Raw genomic sequence first — 18,965 nt, forward strand, 5'->3', positions numbered from 1 at the left:
CGATCAAGTGAGGCTGAGCGTGCGCTCAGCCCTTCGAAATGCCGCGTGCGATCAGCCGGGCAAGGCGATCGGAAAATGCCCTGGCGTCGGCCGGCTTGTCGCCGTCGAGCACGCGCGCCTCGTCATAGAGGAGATGGGCCGCATCGTCCTTGAAGGCCTGTTCGTCCTCGCCAAGGCCGGCGAGCGCCAGCACGCGCTGGTGCCGCGGATTGATTTCCAGGATCGGCTTCGCCGCCTTGTCGAGGCGGCCGGCGGCATTGAGCAACCGCTCGAACTGACGGTCGGGGCCATGTTCGGGCGCGACCAGGCAGACGGCGCTTTCGGTCAGGCGATCTGATGCCTTGACGTCCGAGACGGCATCGCCGAGCGCCGCCTTGACGAAGGCCAGGAAGCCCTCGACTTCCGGTGTCGTTGCCGTGTCCGGCTTGGTGGCGCCGTCGGGCAGCGGGACGTCCGACAGTTCCGCCACGCCCTGTGTCACGGACTTGAACGGCTTGCCGTCGAAGTCCGGCGCCATCGTCACCCAGAAGCTGTCGACCGGGTCGGTGAGCAACAGCACCTCGATGCCGCGTGCCTTGAACCCTTCGAGTTGCGGCGAGGCTTCGAGCCGCGCGCGGTCGTCGCCGGCCATGAAGAAGATCGCTTTCTGGCCTTCCTTCATCGTCGCGACATAGTCTGCAAGCCCGCGCCAGCCTTCGCCAGAGCCGGTCGAGCGGAAGCGGGCAAGCTTCAGCAATTGCTCGCGGCGCTCATGGTCCTCGTAGAGCCCTTCCTTGAGAACAACGCCGAAGTTCTCCCAGATACTCGCGTAGGCCTCGGCTTCATTCTCGGCCAGCTTGGCGAGATCGCCGAGCACGCGATTGGTCAGGCCCTTGCGGATCGCGGCCAGCAGTGGGCTTTCCTGGATCATCTCGCGCGAAACGTTGAGCGGCAGATCGGCGGAATCGACCAGCCCGCGCACGAAGCGCAAATAGCGCGGCAGGAGGTCGGCATCGTCGGTGATGAACACGCGGCGCACATAGAGCTTCATGCGGCCCTTGCGGTCCTGGTCGAAGAGATCGAACGGGCGCGATCCGGGCACGAAGGCAAGCACCGAGTATTCCTGCCGGCCTTCGGCGCGGAAGTGGATGGTGGCGGCCGGCTCGTCATACTGGCCGGCGACGCCGCGATAGAAGTCGGTGTATTCCTCGGGCTTGATCTCGCTCTTCGGCCTGACCCAGAGAGCCGTACCATCGGCGATGTCGCGCGCCTCGGCGCCAGGTTTTTCGACGAGCGTTATCGGCACCGGCACATGGCCCGATTGCGATTTGGCCAGTTGCTCGAGCCGATAGGAGCCGGTGTAGGAGACGGCATCGTCCATCAGATGCAGCACGACGCGGGTGCCGCGCCTGGGGGCGGCTTCGAGCGGGGCGGGCGCGATCTCGTAGGAGCCCTTGCCGTCGGACGACCAGCGCCAGGCTTCCTCGCTTCCCGCCAGCCGGCTGACGACGTCGACGCGGTCGGCCACCATGAAGGCAGAGTAGAAGCCGACGCCGAACTGGCCGATGAGCTGGGTGTCTTCGGTGCTGGAACCAACCCGCTCGATGAAAGCGCGCGTGCCCGACCGCGCGATCGTGCCAAGGGCCTCGGCCATGTCGTCGCGGCTCATGCCGATGCCGTTGTCCTCGACGGTGATCTGCTTGTTGTCGGGATCGGCCGAAATCGAGATGCGTGGCTTGGGGTCATCGGCCAGCAACTCAGGCCGGCTGACGGCCTCGAAACGCAGCTTCTCGCAGGCGTCGGCGGCATTGGAAATCAGCTCGCGCAGGAAGACGTCCTTATCGGAATAGACCGAGTGCACCATCATGTGCAGCAGCCGCGAAACATCCGCCTCGAACGCCCTGGTTTCCGTCGCTTTCGTATCGGTCGTCATTCAGATTTTTCCCACGCTGTTCATCCGCCCGCCGCGCGGTAGCGCGTTCGGGATGTCCCTTTCAACCATTTTCAATAACGCTGGCAACTCGGCAGTTGCCAGCGCCACGACAATATCGTGATGGAATGGGAGAGTGACAAGAGGCTGAGAAACTGGGCGCCGGCGGCAAAACTGCCAATCTCCCCCCTAGTGGGGGAGATGCCCGGCAGGGCAGAGGGGGGCGCTGTCCCGCCGACTCTTCCAGTCCATCCGTCGTCGCGATGCGTTCTCTCGCACCGATGAGGTTGGCGCCCTACGGCGCCCCCTCTGGCCTGCCGGCGTTCGTCGCTCGGAAAGCCCAGCAATTGGCTTTCCGTCCGCTGCGCGGGCCGCTCCTCACCCCCCACGAGTGGGGAGATTGGCAGCGTCCGTGCCGCGCGCTACTTCCCCGCCATCTGGTCGGCAAGCGCCTGCGCCTCGCCGACCAGAGCCGGGAAGGCCGCGTCTTTCGGCAACTGTTCGCCCATGCATTTGCGATAGTCGCCGTCGCCTTTTTCCCAGGCGGCATTGGCGGCATCATAGGCCGTTTCGTCCTGCTGCCCGGACGCCTGCGCGGCGAGTTTCTGGGCGGCTTCGTCCGCCGCCGTCCACAAGGCCTCGCAGGCCGCGATCTTGGGAACAGGTGGTGTGGCGGGCGCCGAGGCGATCATGACGCTGCTGCCCTTGACCAGCGTGACGACGACCTGCTGCTCGTAGATCGGGCCGACATCCTGCGTCCAGCCGCCGAGCCGCGCAATGGCGATGTCGGCGCCATCAGGCTTCTTCAGCGGAAAATCGAGCGTGCCCAGGAAGGCGGCGTCGCTGTTGATCGCCTGGGTGTAGAAGGCGTCGAGCTTCAGCGCTTCGTTGATATCGGTGGGCAGTTTGAGCGCGGCGTCGGTCTCGGCGGACCGGGCCTGAAGCCAGCGGTCGAGCAGACCCCGCGTCGTTGCCAAGAGGCTCGGGCCGTCATCGCTCTTGGTGTATCGCAGCCCGTCGAGCATGCCATATCCGACATCGGCGTCGCTCAGGCTTTCCAGATTGATGGTGCCGGTTGCCGGGAAATCCTTGACCGCCAGGGGGCCGAGAAGTGCGGAGAGGCGCCCTTGGAGATCGGTCCGCGCCTTGGCATCGGCGGCATCGAGGTCTTCCACGGGAGCGTTCGCGCTGTTGAGCGCCGCGATGGCTGCAATCGCCTTGTCGCGCGCGGCAATATAGTCGTCCTCCGGCGATGCCGCGAAAGCCGCGCTGCTCGCCAGCGCGAACATGACCGTCCAGACCAGCCGCATGATGGGAATCTCTCCAGTTCCAGGGTGTTGTGCGGAAGACATTGTGCAACGAGCATGGTGAAAACATGGTCAGGTTTGCTTTCGCTTCTCCACCTCCGCCTTCCTCAGCAGGAAGCGCTGGATCTTGCCGCTCGGCGTCTTCGGCAATTCCGTCACGAAATCGATTTCGCGCGGATAGGCATGCGCAGAAAGCCGCTTGCGGACATGCTGCGCCAGTTCCTCGGCGAGCGCCTCGCTGCCCTTGTAAGCGGGCGCCAGGATTACGAAGGCCTTGACGATCTCGGTGCGCTGCGGATCGGGCACACCAACCACGGCGGCCTCGTTGACCGCGGGATGTTCGATCAGCGCGCTTTCGACATCGAAGGGGCCGATGCGGTAACCCGATGAGGTGATGACGTCGTCGGCGCGGCCGATGAAGGAGACCGAGCCGTCCGGCTCGTATTCCACCGTGTCGCCGGTGCGGTAGTAGCCGCCCGTGATCGCCGGCGTTTCGGCCTGGTGGTAGCCATCGAACCAGCGCAGCGGCGAGTTGGCGATGTCGACGGCAAGGATGCCAGGCTGGTTGGGGCCGAGCTCGTTGCCGGCCTCGTCCAGCACCACCATGCGGTAGCCGGGCATGGCAAAGCCGGCAGAGCCCGCGCGGACAGGATGCGCGAGGCCGTGGTGATTGTTGACCATCATTCCGTTCTCGGTCTGGCCGTAATGATCGTGGATGGGCGCACCGAGGTGGGCGTCGAACCAGCGGATCACCTCCGGGTTTAGCGGCTCGCCGGCGCTGCTTACCACGCGCAGCCGGCCCTTGACGCGAGCGGCGGCGTCGGGACCTTCGGCGAGCAGCAGGCGGAAGGCGGTGGGCGAACCGGCCAGGCTGGTGACGCCGAGCCGCTCGATGACCTCATAGGTGCTCCTGGCATTGAAAGGTCCTTCGTTGAAGGTCGTGGCGATGCCGAGCTGCAGGGGGCCGGTGATGGCGTAATAGAGGCCATAGGCCCAGCCGGGATCGGCGATGTTCCAGAAGACATCGTCTGGACGAAGTCCGATCGCGTCACGCATATAGGCGCCGAAGGCCAGCAGCGCACTGAGCGGCACCGGCACGCCCTTGGGCAGGCCTGTCGTGCCCGAGGTAGACATCATCATGAACAGGTCGGAACCTTTGCGCATCACCGGCTCACAGTCGGGAGAGACGGCGGCAATGGCGGCACGAAAATCGATGTCGCCTTGCGGCAGGGTATCGCCTGGGTCGAGAATGGTTGCCACGCGCGGGCAGGTCTCGATCTCGTCGAGCTTGCCGCGATTGGCCGGATTGGTCACCACCAATTTCGCGCCGCTGTAGCCGAGCCGGTGCTCGATCGCTTTTGGGCCGAATGCGGTGAACAGCGGCTGGTAGACGGCGCCGATGCGCCACGTGCCGAGGATCAGCGCTACCAATTCGGGAATGCGCGGCAGCATGCCGGCGACGACATCGCCGGGGCCGACGCCCAGTTGCTTGAGCAGGTTGCCGACTCGGCCCGACATATCGGCCAGATCGTCGAAGCTGAATTGCCTGAGCTCGCCGCCGGCCGAGATCGCGCGCAGCGCCAGACGGTTGCTGCCGGTATGGCGGCCGCAGCATTCGACATAGGCATTGATGCCGGTCGCCGGGTCGCCGTCGAGCCTGGCGATCTCATCTTCGATGCGAAAGTGCTGAACAGCGTCCTCGTAGCGCGGCAAGCCGGTCCTGGTCATGGCAGTCTCCCTGGCGGCGCCACATCTCCCCACGGAGCGCCGTCGCGGCGACAATGACATCAGATGGCGTGGATGGGCAATGAAGGAAGCCGGTCGCGCAGGCAGAAGAACCGGCGGGCGGAGCTAGGATCCTTGCCGGCTGTGTCCGGCGCTGGAGCCGTAGAGTGTGGCGCTGCACTCGCGCATCATGCGCAGCGCTTCTTCCTCGGTCAGGCCGAACTTGCGCATCATCCGCCGGATTTCGGGACTCACCGAGACCTCGACCGGTCTTGCCACATGACGCGTCTTCCTGGCCTTCTTCTTTGGCATCAGTGCGCATCCCAATCTGGTCCGGGCATGCTTCGCATCAGCTCTGCCCCGGCCTTACGGTGCCACGCCAGATCATCGGCGCATGGTAGATCATACGGCTGCCGGCACCGCCTTCGTCCCGCGCACCGGTGGCCAGCCGCACGGCGTGCGTGGCGATCTCCTCGATGGGCGGTGCGAACGTTGTCAGCCGGTATGACGCCCAGTCGGCCTGTTCGATATCGTCGAAGCCGATGACGCAAAGATCGCGCGGCACGCTGATGCCGAACTCATGGCGCGCCGCGTCCAGGAAGCCGCAGGCAATGAGATCGGTGACGCAGAACGCCGCATCCGGCCGCTGCCGGCCGGAAAACAGGCGCCTGGCGCCCTCGACGCCGGTTGCGTAGCCGGTGCGCCCTTCGCGCCACAGGATCATTTCCAGCCCTTCCTTCCGCGCGGCGGCGATGAAAGCCGTCTCGCGGACCAGGAGACTGGGCGTGCCGGCGGCCGACGTGACCAAGGCAGGCCTCGTGCAACCGGCGCGGATGAAGGCGTGCAATGCCGCCTCGGCGGCTGCGGCGTTGTCGACGCCGATGTTGTGCGGCCCGTCGAAGCGATCGTCGCGATTGATCAGGATCAGCCGCTGGCCGTTTTCGAGGCAGGTGCGGATCAGGACTTGCGGCGGCGAACCGGACAGCACGATGCTCGCATCGGCGCGATAATTCAGCGTGTTGCGCAATGCCTGATCGACATGATGGCTGGGGCCTGAGGTGTTGAACACCATGGCCACCTTGCCGGCATCCCGTAGATGCTGGGTCAGCACCCGCTGCAGGCGGGCGTGATAGGGCGTGTCGCCGTCGGCAACGATGAGGCAGACGATGCCCGTGGAAGCCCGCATCAGGCCGCGTGCCAGATGGTTGACGTGATAACCGAGCTGCTCGGCCGCCAGCAGCACACGCTCGCGGGTTTCTTCCGAGACGCTGGCGCCGGGGGTGAAGGTTCGCGACACGGCCGAACGCGAAACACCGGCGAGGTCGGCGACCTGCTGGGCGCTGGAAAAACCGTTGCGGGCTCTCTGGACGGTCAAGCGAAATGTCTCGCTGCTGTTTCTCGTGATTCCTTGCACGGCAGTGCAACATAGCGCAAGTTCCGAGCTATTGCTACTGCCCCACTTGACACCTGCGCCTGAATGAAACAGCTTTGCACAGCCGTGCAACAAATGCGGCACTGGAGGATTATCCTGTCCATTTCAGCGACGACGGTATCGAGGGCGCGATTGTCCGGACCGGCTGCATGAGCACGGCAGTGGCGCATCCTGGGGCGGACCGGCTGTCCGATGCCGAAATGGACAGGCGTGCCGATGTCTGCCGCAAGCTGCTCGCCTCGGCGGGAGAATTGGCGATGGAGGGATACTCCAGGCTCGACGCCACCCAGCCGGTGGCGATGAAAGGGCCGCAGGATTTTCTCACCGAAACCGACGGCAAGGTCGAGGAGCACATCCGTGCGACGCTGGCCGCGGCCTTTCCGCAGGACGGGTTCCTGGGCGAGGAGACCGGCGGCACCGGCTCGGTCCGCATGTGGGTCGTCGACCCGATCGACGGCACCGCCAATTTCATGCGCGGCATTCCGCATTTCTGCATCTCCATCGCCTTCGTCCAGGACGGCCGCAGCGAGATCGGCGGCATCTCCAATCCGGCCGTCGGCGAGACGTATTTTGCCCGTCGCGGACGCGGCGCGACGCGCAACGGCGCGGCGATCCATGTTTCGCCGACGCAAGCTTTCGACCGCGCCTTTGTCGAGTTCGGCTGGTCGCCCAGGATCCCGAACCGCGACTATCTGGACAAGGTCGCGCTGGTCTGGTCACTCGGCGCCAATGTGCGGCGCTCCGGCTCGGGAGCGCTTGGGCTGGCCTATGTCGCCGACGGCCGCTCGGATGCTTATGCCGAGCTTCACATCAATTCTTGGGACTGCCTGGCCGGATTGCTTCTGGTGGAGGAGGCCGGGGGCCGGGTGAACCGGTTCCTCGACGGCGAGGGCATGACGAAGGGCAATCCCGTGCTTGCCGCAGCACCAGGCGTGGCGGCGACACTGTCCCAGGTGATCGGAGTGCCGCTCGACGACGGTTGATTTCAAGAGCAGTTAAAGGGAGGAATATCGATGAAAGGTCCATTTGTTCGCAGGCGGGGCAGGGCATGGCTTGGTCTCGCGGCACTCGCCATTCGCCCGCCGTGGCGGAAGGAACCGTCGTCGGCATCGATTTCGACCCCGCAAAGATCGTGCTGATCGCCGGCGAATAGGGCTGGATCTCACCCCTAGAGGTTCGCCTCGGCGAAGATGCGCGCGGCCCAGTCGAGGAAGACGCGCAGCCGGGGCGAAAGCTGCCGGTTCTGCGGGTAAAGCGCCGAGAGTGGCGTCGGAGAGGGCGGATAGTCGGCCAGCACCTCGATGAGCGTGCCGTCGGCAAGATCCTTTTCGAAGCGATAACGTGGGGCCTGGATGAGGCCGAGGCCAAGCCTGGCCAGGTCGGCGGCGGTGTCGGAATTGTTGGCGGCGACGCGGCCCGGCAGCCTGACTTCGCGGGTCTTGCCGCCGACGGTGAATTCGAAGGGCAGCACCTCGCCGGTGCGCGACGAGACGAAGCCGACCGCCTGGTGGCCGTCGAGCGCGTCGGGGGAGGCGGGCGTGCCGTGGCGTTCGAGATAGGCGGGGCTGGCGCAGGTCATCTCGCGGATCATGGCCAGCCGCCGCATGATCATGCCGCTGTCGGGCGGCTCGCCGACGCGGATAACGCAATCGACGCCCTCGCGCACCAGATCGACCAGCCGGTCGCTCTGGCCGATCTGCAGGTCAATGCGGGAATGGCGGGCGAGGAATTCCGGCAGGCGCGGCAGAAGAAATGTCCGGGTGAGCAGCGTGCTGGCGTCGATGCGCAGCAGGCCGAATGGCTCGGCGTTGCGGAAGGCGGCTTCCGCATCCTCGATCTCAGCCAGGATCGACAGGCAACGCCGGTAGTAGGCCTCGCCGTCCTGCGTGGCGTTCACCTGCCGTGTCGTGCGTTCCAGGAGCCGCGCGCCGAGATGTTCTTCCAGCCGCCGGATCGCTTCCGTCGCGGTTGAACGGGGCAGTCCGAGATCGGCGGCGGCAGCGGTGAAGCTGCGCCGCTCCAACACGCGGACGAAGAGCCGCATCGTGTCCAGGCGATCCATGGCCTTTGTTCGCAGTTTCCGAATAGTGATGTCAATAGGTGACTGATTATCCGAAAGATGGCTTGGCATATATCCCGTGTCACTGACAACACGGAGACACGTCTATGATATCCAATCCAACCAAAGCGGCGATCGTGACCGGCGCTTCCAAGGGCATCGGTGCTGCGATCGCGCGGCGGCTTGCCCGTGACGGCGTCGCCGTTGTCGTCAATTATTCACGAGGCCGTGCGGAGGCCGAAGAGCTTGTCCGCACGATTGAAGCCGAAGGCGGTAAGGCGGTTGCCATACAGGCCAACATCGCCGATCCGGCTGGTATCGCCATGCTTTTCGATGCCGGTGAGCAGGCGTTTGGGGGCGTCGACATTCTCGTCAACAATGCCGGCATCATGAAGCTTTCGCCAGTCGCCGAGACCGATGACGCCTCCTTCGACCACCAGGTCGCCACCAATCTCGGCGGCGTGTTCCGTGGAATGCGCGAAGGCGCGCGCCGGCTTCGTGATGGTGGCCGCATTATCTCATTCTCCAGCAGCGTCGTCGGCCTCTATCAGCCGGGTTATGGCGTCTACGCTGCCACCAAGGCGGCGGTCGAGGCGATGACGCACATTCTCGCCAAGGAGCTTGGCGCGCGCCGTATCACCGTCAACGCGGTGGCGCCCGGACCGGTCGAGACGGCGCTGTTCACGGACGGCAAGAGCGCGGCGCAGATCGAGGCGATCGGCAAGATGATCCCGCTCGGCCGGCTCGGCCAGCCCGGCGACATCGCCGGCGTGGTCTCGTTCCTAGCCGGGCCGGACAGCTTCTGGGTCAACGGGCAAATCATCCGCGCCAATGGCGGCGTGATCTGAAGGAGGCTGTCGACGGCGTCTCCAGCCGCCGGACGGCTGCTCCATCCCAAAGCCTGAAATCCAACTTCAACACAAAAGGAAACGATCATGCCATTCGCCAACATCAAGATGCCGCAGGCGGCCCTCTCCAGGGCACAGAAGGAAGACCTCATCCATCGGACCACCGCCATGTTCGTCGACTTTTTCGGCGAGAGCGTGCGGCCCTACACGATGGTGCTGGTCGAGGAGGTCGCCGACGGCGGCTATGGTCGCGCCGACGAAGTGTTCGTCGTGCCGGAAGCCTACCGCGCCAAGGAGTAGCTCAGGGAAAGGTTTGCGCCAGTACCCCCACCCGGACCTTTGGTCCGACCTTCCCACAAGGGAAGGTGGGAGCTGAGCTTTTTCTGCATTTCCATAAAGCACGGTCGCATAGGTGAACAAGGCGCTTCCTAACCCTCCCCCTTGTGGGGAGGGTCGCTGCGAAGCAGCGGGGTGGGGCCGCGGCGCCGCTCAATCTCTCTTGGGCATCCCGACCCAGTCGGCCGCGATTTCGGCGAACAGCCAGTCGCGGAACGCCCTGACCTTTTTCTGGCGCAGCGCGCCTTCGGGATAGACGACGTAGTAGCGAGCCGCCGATTTCAGCGCGAGGTCGAAAGGCCGCACTAGGCGCCCCGCCGCAAGGTCGGCCGAGACCAGCGCGCTGCGGCCGAGCAGAACGCCTTCGCTATGCACCGCCGCCTCGACGGCAAAGGTGGCTGAATCGAAGCGCACGCCGCGCTTGGCGTCGATGTCCGTCACGCCGGCTTGGTCCAGCCATGTCGCCCAGTCGATGCGGAAAGCATCGTGGATCAGCTTGTGATGCCTGAGATCCTCGGGCCGGCGCAGCGGATGTTCACCCGCCAGGAGTTCCGGGCTGCAGACCGGGAAGACCTCCTCATCGGCGAGAAACTCGACGGTCACCCCGGTGTAGTCGCCCCGGCCATAGCGGATGGCGATGTCGATGCCGTCGCTGACGAAATCGGCAAACACGCCCGAGGTCGACAACCGCACGTCGATATCAGCGTTGGCGCGGTGGAAGCGATGCAGCCTCGGCACCAGCCAGCGACCGGCGAAGCCGTCCGAGGTGCTGACGTTCAGGACGCGCGTCGAGCGGTCCGGCGTTGCGGCGATGGTGGCGGCGGCGATCTGGTCCAGCGCCTTGCCGACCTCCGCCGCATAGGCCGCGCCCACGGGTGTCAGGCGCACCGACCTTGTCCCGCGATCGAACAGCTGGATGCCCAGCCTGTCCTCGATGTTGCGGATGGCGCGGCTGACCGCGCCATGGGTGACGTTGAGCTCTTCCGCCGCCTTGGAGAAACTCAAATGCCGGGCGGCGGCGTCGAAGGCGGGCAAAGCGGTGAGGGGTGGCAGTCTGCGCGGCATGGTCTCGACCTGTGAGCATTGCTCACAAATCCTGCACAAAGAGTCGTTTGTCGTCCAGCCCAAAGATGGCCAATATTCAAGGCGTACCGCGCATCCACATCGAGCTTTCCGGCTCGCCGATGCGCTGAAGACCAGACATGAGTGTGAGCGATCGTCATGCTCGCCCGCTGGGCGGCACCGGCATCCTTGCGCCCAAACGAACACAGGAGACGAACAATGACCCTTGGATATATCGGCGCCGCGATAGGTGGCCTTGCCATGCGAAGCGTAGCAGCATTCGAGCACCGCCGCACCCTGCGTCAGGTTTCACGCCTCTCGGACCGACGCCTGCGCGACATCGGCCTGGAGCGCGACTGGGACGGTTCCATTCTTGGCAACGGGAGGGGAATATGACCAGCACCTTGATCATCGGCGCGACGGGACTTCTGGGCAGCGAAATGGCGAAGGCGAGTGCGCGCAACGGCGACAGCCTGCATGTCCTTGTCCGGCCGGCAACCGCAGGCAATGAGGAGCGGATGCGCCCGCTGCGAGACCTCGGCGCCATGGTCCATGTCGGCGATCTCGACGACTATGACAGCCTTGTCCGCGCCGTCGGCAAGGTCGATCGCGTCATCAGCTCGGTGCATGTTGGCTCGGCCAGCGAGATGACGCTGGTGCGCGCCATCAAGGATGCCGGCGTCTCGCGCTATGTGCCCTCCGCCGGCTTCGGCCTCGACTTTGCCGCCGCCGCACCCGGCTCGATCGAACCGCTCGACATCAAGCGAGCCGTGTTCGATGCGGTCAGGCAAGCCGATCTGCCCTATACGGTGATATATACCAATGGCTTCTTCTCGACCTGGGTGGCCACGCTAGGCGACCTGACGCGGTTCGGCTCGACGTCCCTGCCGCCGGATGAGGTCACGCTCTACGGCGATGGCAATGTGCCGGCGACCTTCGTCAGCGAAAAGGACATCGCCGCCGTCACCCTGCGTGCGCTGGAGGATCCGGGTGCCGTCCGCCGCGAAATCCGCATCGCGCAGAACAGGATCACGCAGAACGAGATGATCGAGCTGTGGCGCAAGGTGAGCGGCCGCTCGCCTGGCATCAAGCACATGAACGCCGACGAGCTGGAGGCGCTGATCGCGGCCGTCCCTGGCCTCGCATTGCTGCGCGCATTCTGGATCCGCGGCGAGACCGCGCTGGAGACGGCCACTCCCGAGGCCGGTGCGCTTTATCCGGAGTTGAGGTTCGAGACGATCGAGAGCGCCTTTGTGGAGATGGCTGCAGGAGGCGGGCGGACGGTGTGAAGGTTGGATGCCTTGCGAGGTTGGTGCGCTACGACGCCCCCTCTGTCCGGCAGGACAGAGGGGGGCGTCGTAGGGCGGGGCAGACATCGTTTGGCGTCCATGGCGGTTGACCCAACCGCCCATCCGGCCGATAGGTCCGCGCGAACAGCCCGAGACCCGCAATGACCGACCTCAAAGATGCAACCCGTGCCACCGACGCCACCTGGCAGGACGATGTCCGCCAGGGCGTGCGGCATGTCCGCGATCTGGCCGCCTTGCCGCTGTCGCCCGCCGAGCGCCAAGCCGCCCAGCAAGCCGCGACGCTTCACAAGGTGCGCGTGCCAAAAACCTATCTCGACCTGATCGACTGGAACGACCCGGCCGACCCTATCCGGGCACAGGTGATCCCGTCGCCGGACGAACTGGTGGAAGCGGAGGGTGAGCTTGGCGACCCGATCGCCGATCACGACTTCAGCCCGGTGCCCAGGCTGACGCACCGCCATGGCGACCGGGTGCTGTTGTTCCCGACCTATCAATGCGCTGTTTATTGCCGGTTCTGCTTCCGCAAGGAATCCCTGACCTCGATCGGCCGCGGCTACACGCGCGAGGCGCTGGAGCCGGCGCTGGCCTATATCGCCGACCACTCCGAGATACGCGAGGTGATCCTGACCGGCGGCGATCCGCTGTCGCTGTCGGACAAGGCACTGGCCGAAATCTTCATGCGCATCGAGGCTATCCCCCATGTGCGGCTGCTGCGTATCCACACCCGCGTGCCGGTGGCGCTGCCGTCACGCATCACGCCAGGGCTGGTCGAAGCGCTGCAAGGCCGGCTGATGGTCACCGTCGTCACCCATTTCAACCATGCACGCGAGATCACCGACGCTGCCGAGGCGGCTTGCCGGACAATGCGCCAGGCGGGCTTCGTGCTGCTCAACCAGAGCGTTCTGCTCAAGGGCGTCAACGACAGCGTCGAAGTGCTGGAAGAGCTCTGCCGCGAGTTGATGTACCGGTTGGGGGTAAAACCCTATTACCTGCACCATGGCGACCTCGCGCGCGGCATGGCGCACAGGCGCACCACGATTGCGCAGGGCCAGGCGCTGGTGGAAGCGCTGAGGGCGCGGCTGTCGGGCATCTGTAATCCCGTCTATGTGCTGGACCTCCCGGAAGGCGGCGGCAAGGTGCCGCTCGGGCCGTGCTCTATCGAGGGACGCGATGGGGAGAGCTGGCGGATACGCGGGCAGGATGGCGCGGTGAGGGGATATACGGAGATCACCGAAGCGTGAGAAGCAGGTGCGCCGGCGCCGGATCAGCTAGTCCGCACCGGCCTCGACAAACGCCAGCACGACCACGCGCGGCGCTATGCGGTATGCGAGGCGGACGCTGCGGCCCGTCTTCGTCACCGCGCGACCTGCGTTGAGGTCGACAGTGATATCCTCATAGCCTAGCACATTGCGGTCGAGCGCATATGCCGCCTTGTAGACCGCCTCCTTGGCTGAAAAGAGGATACGGCCGGCAAGATGCAGGGGCGCCGCACCGGTTTCATCCGCTGGGGTTTGAACAATCGCCAGGAGCTCGTCGGGCAGGGGCAATGCCGGCTCGACGTCGATGCCGAGCGAGGCGATGTGGCCAAGCGGCGCGACCGCGGCCACGGCCATCTCGTCGTCATGGGCGAGCGAACCAACTATCTCGCCGGGCCAGACCGGCGCGCCGGAGGTGCCGCGCGGGATGGCGAGGTCGTTGACGCCGAGATCCGCCAGCAGCCGGTGCGCGATCCACCGCGCCGCGCCGCTGGCGCGTCGCATGGCCGGCTGGCGCGCCGGAATGGATTGCGCCTCCGCGGGCAAGAGGTGCGCCTCGTCGCCTCCACGGATCATCCGGCATCCGGTGCGGACGCCGTTGGGGGCGATGGCGGCCAGCGCCCGCGCGAGTGAGATTTCCTCAAGCTGCTCCAGGGCGGACGGAATTGCGGGAAGTGTCATCGGCCGCTCGATGCGGGCAGCACGAGCTCGGCGATCATTTCCCCGTCCTCGTCGAGGCCTTCCTCGACGAAACCGGCGGCGCGGTAGAGCCGGCGCGCGGCCTCATTCTCCGGTTCATAGCAAATCGAGACGTGCCTGACGTGGCCGAGCCCCCGGATTTCGCCCAGCACTTCACGCAGCGCGGCCTTGCCGTAGCCTTTACCCTGGCTGGAGCGGTCGATCATGAAGCGATAGATGCGCGCCTCGTCGTCATCGCGCGGCGCCTCGTACATCAGAAATCCGACGACACGGTCGCCGGCGATCACCGCGCGTGGCCGTGCATCCCTGTCGGATCTGGCTTCATCCAGGGAGTCCGCATTGCTGGCGACGAAATCGATCTGCTCCGGCGCCAGTCGCAGGGACGTGACCAGGGCCCGGTTGGCCCTGGTCACCGGGACGAGACGGATTTCCACCATCTCGCGGGACGTTCCGTCACTTTTCGCCATCGTCGGCGACCGGAGTCACGAACCGATGCAGCTTGGCCGGGTTGCCGCGCCAGATCGAGTTGGGCTCCAACTCCTCGCCCTTCATCACGAAGGAATCGGTGTCGGCCACCGAGCCTTCGCCCATCACCACCCCATAGTGGACGAAGGCGGAGGGCCCGAGCGTGCAGCCATTGCCGATGCGGATGTAATCGGACTTGAACGCACCTTCTTCGAGCGAATGGGCCTGGATGACGCAGCCCTCGTTGAGGGTGACGTCGTCGCCGATCTCCACCAGGGAACGTTCGGTCAGGTTGCTGCCGCCATCATAGACGCGCTTGCCGACCTTGACGCCGAGCAGGCGCAGGATCACCGGCCGGAACGGCGTGCCGGCGAACAGGCGCACGATCGGTGAATCGGCAAGCTTCCAGTGGCGTTCGTGGCGCCAGAAGGCGACGTCGTAGATCGTCGTGATCTGGGGCTTGAGCCTGCCAAAGCCAAGGCTTGCCCGCTCGACCAGGATGTAGAACGGGATGGTGATGGCCGAGGTCAGGAGCACGGCCACGAAAAGCGCGACCTCCGCCCACTCGCTGTAGTAGTTCAGCGCCCGGTCCCAGATCGCCAGCGTGGCGAACAGCATCACCCATTGCGTTGCCACGAACAGCAGGATGGTCACCAGATTGTGGCGGTTCTTGTGCGGGATGCGCTGTCGGCGGTCGGCCTCGTCGACGCCGGCGATGAGTTCCTTGTCGCGGTTCACTATGCGCGGGATCTCGAAAGCCGGAGAGCCCAGAAGCCCGACATTCTCGCGTAACGGTCCATCGACGGGGACCATCACCTTGGTGCCGAGCAGCACGTTGTCGCCCGTGCGTCCATCCGGCGGATAGTAGATGTTGTTGCCGAGATAGTTGCGTTCGCCGATGCGCGTCGGCTCGAGCCTGAAGGCGGTGGCGGACTTGTGCATATTGATCATGAAAAGCCCGTCCGAGACCATGGTCTCGGTGCCGATCTCGCACAGGAGAGGGTTTTCGTGCTGCTGGTTGGAGCCGAAATTGGAACCCGTCTGCACCACCTTGTTGAGATTCCAGCCGATGGCGCGCATGTAGTGGACGATTGCCGAACTGTCGCCGAACAGCAGGCCGAGCACGCGCGAGTTGCTCGAGAATTCGGCGACGGTCTGCAGCCAGTAGCGGAAACCATAGAGCGAGTAGGTGCGGCCGGGCTTCAGCACCAGGCTTATCAGGCGCGGCACGACCGTCGCGGCGAGGAAGGCCGCGGCGATGTATCCGAGAAGCGTGACCGTGGTGCCGATCGCGACCAGGCCGATCGTCTCCTGATAGTCGTCGCCGACATTTTCCCAATAGCTGTGGAACAGGAGCGGCAGCGGGGTGACGATGGCGAACAACCCGATCAACTGAACCGCTTCGTAGAGGACGCGCCGGACATTGGACGGATCGACGGCGCGTACCTTGCAATAGTCCGCCGTGGTCGGCACCGCCGGCGATCCATGCCAGTGTTCGCCGTCCGGGATGCTTTGCCCGCGCTGCAGCGAGGACGAGTGGCCGAGCTGGCCGCCGTCGCCGATCTTGGTGTCGATGTCGATGGTGCAGCCAACACCGACGAAAGCGTCGCGGCCGATGGTCAGCGGCCCGGTGTGGATATAGCCGGCCTGGGCCCGATAGCCGAGGATCATCGATTCCTTGCGCAGGATCGTCTGGGCGCCGATCGAAATGAGATCGGTGCAGACGGGCACGGACTTGGATTCGATGACCGCGTTCTTGCCGATCCTGGTTCCAAGCAGCTGCAGGTAGATGCTGTAGAGCGGGCTGCCGCGGAACAGGACCACGGGCGCGGTGCGGATCAAGGTCTTGACGACCCAGAAGCGATAATAGCGCAGGCCCCAGATGGGGAACGTTTCGGCCTTCCAGCGGCCCACAAGCAGCCATTTGGCGGCGACGGCAAAGCCCGACATGCCGAAGAACACGCCGGCCGAGAGCGCCACGCACCGGATATAGAGCTGCAGCGGCTCGTCGAGCGCGTCATAGACCCAGTTGAGGCCGTCATTGACCGCCCATAGCGCGACATAGCTGTAGAGGCCGTAGAAGGCGAGCTGCGCGGCACCGCAAGTCCAGTAGACAAGGCTCGACGCCTGGCGGGTGAGGACAGGTTCGTTGGTGGCGGTCGTCATCTCTTCGGCCACGCGCAGGTGCTTGGCCAGGCGCGCCACGGTCGGATAGAGATAGATGTCGCGCATGGAGGCCGTCGCCCATTCCTTCCGGGTGCGCACGCGCGCGCAGAAATGGGCCATCAGCAGGGAGTTGGCGCCGAGGTCGTCGAAGAAATTGTCCTCGACGGACACTGCGTCGAATTTCAGCACCGCGGCCAGCGCCTCGGCGAGAAAGCGCTCGTCGTCATTCCCGGGCGCCACCATCTCGCGGTCGGCGGAAAGCCTGATGCTGGTCGGCTTCGGAAGCTGGCGAAGGTCGACCTTGTTGGAAACCGTCATCGGGATCGCCGGCAGTTCCTCCAGATAGGAGGGCACCATGTAATCCGGCAGGCGCCGCTTCATCGTGCTGGCAATATCGGCGCGCGACAGCGGCGGCAGGCCGGCCTTTGGCGCGAAATAGGCGACGAGTTCGACGCGGCCGGGCTCGATCTCCCAGGTGGTGACGGCGGCCTGCGCGATCTCCGGCTGGTCCAGCAGCACCGCCTCGATCTCGCCCAGCTCGATGCGGTAGCCGCGGATCTTCACCTGGGTGTCGATGCGGCCGGCATACTCGATCTCGCCGTCGTCGTTGATCCGGCCAAGGTCGCCCGTCCGGTAGATGCGCCGCGATGGGTTGTTGGGCAAATCGAGGAAATCGGCGATGAATTTCTGTTCGGTGAGGTCGGGCCTGTTGAGGTAGCCCACGGCAAGGCCGATGCCGGCAATGCCGATCTCGCCCAGTTCGCCCGGCTCGGCCAGTGCCGGCACTTCGGGGTCGAGGATGACGATGGAATAAGTGGGCAGCGGCGCGCCGATGGTCACGGGCTTATCGGGGGTCAGTTCACCCATCGTCGCGGTGACGGTCGCCTCGGTCGGGCCATAGGTGTTGAGGATCTTCCGGCCGGGCCTGGACCAGCGCACCACCAGATTGTGCGGGCAGGCCTCGCCGCCCACCAGCAGCGTGCGCAGGCTCGGCACGTCGCTCGCCATGGACGACAGCAGGGTCGGGCTGCAGGCCATGCAGGTGATCTCATGGTGGCGCAGGAAATCGGCCAGCTCCTCGCCGACCAGCGTTAGCGGGCCGGGTGCCGGCACCACCGTCGCGCCGGCGACGAAGGGCACCCAGATCTCCTCGGAGGAAAAGTCGAAGGCGATGGTCATGCCCTGGTAGACGCGATCGCCCGGCCGGTATCCGTAGGATGCGGCGGCGACGCGGATGAAATTGACGAAGCTCTGGTGCCGGATGGCGACGCCCTTCGGCCTGCCTGTCGTGCCCGACGTGTAGAGGATGTAGCAGATGTCGTCGGCGGGCGCCGCGTCGAGCCGCAGCGTTGCGTCGGAGCGTGCGGAGATGTCGGTGGCGGCGCTGTCGATCAGCACATGGGGAACCGGCAGCAGACCGGCTCGCTCCGCATAGGCGGCGATGGTGACGATCAGGCTCACGCCGGCGTCTTCGATGATGAGGGTCATGCGCTCTTGCGGGAAGGCGGTGGCCAGCGGCACGAAGGCGGCTCCGGCCTTCGTTACGGCGAGCACCGCGACATAGGTCTCCGCCGACCGGTCGAGGATGAGACCGACCCGGTGACCCGGCCGCACGCCACGCTCGACCAGTAGGCGGGCGAACTGGTTGGCCCGCCTGTCGAGCTCGCGATAGGTCCAGACACGTCCCTCGCTGATCACCGCCGGCAGCGTGGCGAAGCTTTCGGCGAGCTGCTCGAAGACCGCATCGAGCCGCTCATCTGGCTGACCTGCCCGGGCGAAATCGGCGCCCGCCAGGATCTGGCTGCGCGCCACTGTCCGCGGGGCGATCCTTACAAGAGCTTCGATGCTATCCAGGCCCGCCCGATCGGGCTCTCCGCCCGATCTTGCCGCTTCCCTGTCCAGTTCGGCGATATCGACACCGTGGTCCATTTCCAAAACTTTCTTATCCTAGCCGAACCGTGCCAGGCACATGTCGATCGTGCCGCCGCTCAAGCAGGCATTGTCGGCTGTGCGGCCGCTGCAATTTGACGTTGTTGGTGAAGGTGGAATGACCGGCGCGCAGGGCGCGGGGCGGAGGCAGACGCACCGCTGGCGGCGAGCGACATCCATCCGTTCGAACCGCGTTGCATTGCCCGTGCCCAATCCGATGCGCTGTGCGGCCGATTCCCGGTCGCTGGGACACGCTTATGCCATCCGATCTTTTCGCCAGTTTTTCCGAACTGTTGAATATTGTTTCTGGATTGTGTCTCGGTGCTCTTTTTTGCCCCGGATTCCTTCCTCCCAAAGAATCTTGCGAGGCCCGGGAATAAAGCGCCGCCCTTCCGGGTCTTCATTTCAGCGGGGCCAATCCAGCGGCCCGCGACCTGAAGAAACGGAACAAGGATTTATCGG

At 65.3% G+C, this 18,965-nt stretch carries 16 protein-coding genes; 6 read left to right on the top strand and 10 right to left on the bottom strand.

The genetic code is table 11. From position 1 onward, the window contains the following. Positions 1-25 precede the first annotated feature (25 nt). The 5 genes from htpG to MESOP_RS15980 form a co-directional block, all read right to left on the bottom strand. Positions 26-1,912: a molecular chaperone HtpG gene (gene htpG / locus MESOP_RS15960; RefSeq protein ID WP_013894354.1), complete on the bottom strand. Its 1,887-nt coding sequence runs from the start codon at positions 1,910-1,912 to the stop codon at positions 26-28. Between the two features lie 419 nt (positions 1,913-2,331). Next, positions 2,332-3,219: a hypothetical protein gene (locus MESOP_RS15965; RefSeq protein ID WP_013894355.1), complete on the bottom strand. Its 888-nt coding sequence runs from the start codon at positions 3,217-3,219 to the stop codon at positions 2,332-2,334. A gap of 69 nt (positions 3,220-3,288) precedes the next feature. Continuing rightward, positions 3,289-4,944, bottom strand: coding sequence for an acyl-CoA synthetase (locus tag MESOP_RS15970; RefSeq protein WP_013894356.1), 1,656 nt, complete (start codon positions 4,942-4,944; stop codon positions 3,289-3,291). A gap of 123 nt (positions 4,945-5,067) precedes the next feature. Next, a complete protein-coding gene (locus tag MESOP_RS15975; RefSeq protein WP_013894357.1) occupies positions 5,068-5,253 on the bottom strand; it encodes a hypothetical protein in 186 nt (61 codons plus the stop codon). A 37-nt stretch (positions 5,254-5,290) separates the two neighbouring features. Beyond that, positions 5,291-6,316: a LacI family DNA-binding transcriptional regulator gene (locus MESOP_RS15980; RefSeq protein ID WP_013894358.1), complete on the bottom strand. Its 1,026-nt coding sequence runs from the start codon at positions 6,314-6,316 to the stop codon at positions 5,291-5,293. A 206-nt stretch (positions 6,317-6,522) separates the two neighbouring features. On the opposite strand from MESOP_RS15980, the gene MESOP_RS15985 reads away from it, so the two are divergent. Beyond that, complete coding sequence (locus MESOP_RS15985) at positions 6,523-7,356, top strand: inositol monophosphatase family protein (protein ID WP_013894359.1); 834 nt, start codon at positions 6,523-6,525, stop codon at positions 7,354-7,356. Between the two features lie 185 nt (positions 7,357-7,541). Here the strand turns inward: MESOP_RS15985 and MESOP_RS15990 are convergent, their stop codons facing one another. Further along, positions 7,542-8,435, bottom strand: a complete 894-nt coding sequence (locus MESOP_RS15990) for a LysR family transcriptional regulator (RefSeq protein WP_013894361.1) — start codon at positions 8,433-8,435, stop codon at positions 7,542-7,544. Positions 8,436-8,539: 104 nt separating this feature from the next. Here MESOP_RS15990 and MESOP_RS15995 point away from each other — a divergent pair, with 104 nt between their 5' ends. Beyond that, positions 8,540-9,280, top strand: coding sequence for an SDR family oxidoreductase (locus MESOP_RS15995; RefSeq protein ID WP_013894362.1), 741 nt, complete (start codon positions 8,540-8,542; stop codon positions 9,278-9,280). 87 nt (positions 9,281-9,367) lie between these two features. Continuing rightward, positions 9,368-9,580 (top strand): tautomerase family protein, encoded by a 213-nt coding sequence (locus MESOP_RS16000; RefSeq protein WP_013894363.1) that lies wholly within the window; start codon positions 9,368-9,370, stop codon positions 9,578-9,580. Between the two features lie 189 nt (positions 9,581-9,769). Here the strand turns inward: MESOP_RS16000 and MESOP_RS16005 are convergent, their stop codons facing one another. Then, positions 9,770-10,681 carry a transcriptional regulator GcvA gene (locus tag MESOP_RS16005; protein ID WP_013894364.1) on the bottom strand — a complete coding sequence of 304 codons (912 nt, stop codon included), beginning with the start codon at positions 10,679-10,681 and terminating at the stop codon, positions 9,770-9,772. Between the two features lie 216 nt (positions 10,682-10,897). Here MESOP_RS16005 and MESOP_RS33700 point away from each other — a divergent pair, with 216 nt between their 5' ends. From MESOP_RS33700 to MESOP_RS16015, 3 genes are all read left to right on the top strand, one after another. Then, positions 10,898-11,074 (top strand): YjiS-like domain-containing protein, encoded by a 177-nt coding sequence (locus MESOP_RS33700; RefSeq protein ID WP_013894365.1) that lies wholly within the window; start codon positions 10,898-10,900, stop codon positions 11,072-11,074. After that, entirely contained in the window at positions 11,071-11,967 is an 897-nt protein-coding gene (locus MESOP_RS16010; protein ID WP_013894366.1) for an NmrA family NAD(P)-binding protein, read from the top strand. The genes MESOP_RS33700 and MESOP_RS16010 overlap by 4 nt, the downstream gene beginning before the upstream one ends. 161 nt (positions 11,968-12,128) lie before the next feature. After that, on the top strand, positions 12,129-13,229 hold the full coding sequence (locus tag MESOP_RS16015) for a KamA family radical SAM protein (RefSeq protein ID WP_013894367.1): 1,101 nt from the start codon (positions 12,129-12,131) through the stop codon (positions 13,227-13,229). Positions 13,230-13,256: 27 nt separating this feature from the next. Here the strand turns inward: MESOP_RS16015 and MESOP_RS16020 are convergent, their stop codons facing one another. From MESOP_RS16020 to MESOP_RS16030, 3 genes are read right to left on the bottom strand one after another with little or no spacing between them, the layout of a single operon-like run. After that, positions 13,257-13,925 (bottom strand): 4'-phosphopantetheinyl transferase family protein, encoded by a 669-nt coding sequence (locus tag MESOP_RS16020; RefSeq protein ID WP_013894368.1) that lies wholly within the window; start codon positions 13,923-13,925, stop codon positions 13,257-13,259. Further along, the gene (locus MESOP_RS16025; protein ID WP_049802370.1) at positions 13,922-14,410 is read right to left on the bottom strand and encodes a GNAT family N-acetyltransferase; all 489 of its coding nucleotides are present in this window, start codon (positions 14,408-14,410) and stop codon (positions 13,922-13,924) included. Before MESOP_RS16025 ends, MESOP_RS16020 begins: the two co-directional genes overlap by 4 nt. Next, positions 14,397-18,503, bottom strand: coding sequence for a Pls/PosA family non-ribosomal peptide synthetase (locus tag MESOP_RS16030; protein ID WP_041164153.1), 4,107 nt, complete (start codon positions 18,501-18,503; stop codon positions 14,397-14,399). The genes MESOP_RS16025 and MESOP_RS16030 overlap by 14 nt, the downstream gene beginning before the upstream one ends. Between the last annotated feature and the right edge of the window lie 462 nt (positions 18,504-18,965).

Source organism: Mesorhizobium opportunistum WSM2075, assembly GCF_000176035.2.
GTDB classification, from domain to species: domain Bacteria; phylum Pseudomonadota; class Alphaproteobacteria; order Rhizobiales; family Rhizobiaceae; genus Mesorhizobium; species Mesorhizobium opportunistum.

Bases quoted from the DNA above. Each gene is read 5' to 3' on its own strand.
- MESOP_RS15965 (WP_013894355.1), bottom strand. From the start codon at position 3,219: ATGCGGCTGGTCTGGACGGTCATGTTCGCGCTGGCGAGCAGCGCGGCT.
- MESOP_RS16000 (WP_013894363.1), top strand. From the start codon at position 9,368: ATGCCATTCGCCAACATCAAGATGCCGCAGGCGGCCCTCTCCAGGGCA.
- MESOP_RS15990 (WP_013894361.1), bottom strand. From the start codon at position 8,435: ATGGATCGCCTGGACACGATGCGGCTCTTCGTCCGCGTGTTGGAGCGG.
- htpG (WP_013894354.1), bottom strand. From the start codon at position 1,912: ATGACGACCGATACGAAAGCGACGGAAACCAGGGCGTTCGAGGCGGAT.
- MESOP_RS16005 (WP_013894364.1), bottom strand. From the start codon at position 10,681: ATGCCGCGCAGACTGCCACCCCTCACCGCTTTGCCCGCCTTCGACGCC.
- MESOP_RS15995 (WP_013894362.1), top strand. From the start codon at position 8,540: ATGATATCCAATCCAACCAAAGCGGCGATCGTGACCGGCGCTTCCAAG.
- MESOP_RS16025 (WP_049802370.1), bottom strand. From the start codon at position 14,410: ATGGCGAAAAGTGACGGAACGTCCCGCGAGATGGTGGAAATCCGTCTC.
- MESOP_RS15975 (WP_013894357.1), bottom strand. From the start codon at position 5,253: ATGCCAAAGAAGAAGGCCAGGAAGACGCGTCATGTGGCAAGACCGGTC.
- MESOP_RS16020 (WP_013894368.1), bottom strand. From the start codon at position 13,925: ATGACACTTCCCGCAATTCCGTCCGCCCTGGAGCAGCTTGAGGAAATC.
- MESOP_RS16030 (WP_041164153.1), bottom strand. From the start codon at position 18,503: ATGGACCACGGTGTCGATATCGCCGAACTGGACAGGGAAGCGGCAAGA.
- MESOP_RS33700 (WP_013894365.1), top strand. From the start codon at position 10,898: ATGACCCTTGGATATATCGGCGCCGCGATAGGTGGCCTTGCCATGCGA.
- MESOP_RS15970 (WP_013894356.1), bottom strand. From the start codon at position 4,944: ATGACCAGGACCGGCTTGCCGCGCTACGAGGACGCTGTTCAGCACTTT.
- MESOP_RS15985 (WP_013894359.1), top strand. From the start codon at position 6,523: ATGAGCACGGCAGTGGCGCATCCTGGGGCGGACCGGCTGTCCGATGCC.
- MESOP_RS16015 (WP_013894367.1), top strand. From the start codon at position 12,129: ATGACCGACCTCAAAGATGCAACCCGTGCCACCGACGCCACCTGGCAG.
- MESOP_RS16010 (WP_013894366.1), top strand. From the start codon at position 11,071: ATGACCAGCACCTTGATCATCGGCGCGACGGGACTTCTGGGCAGCGAA.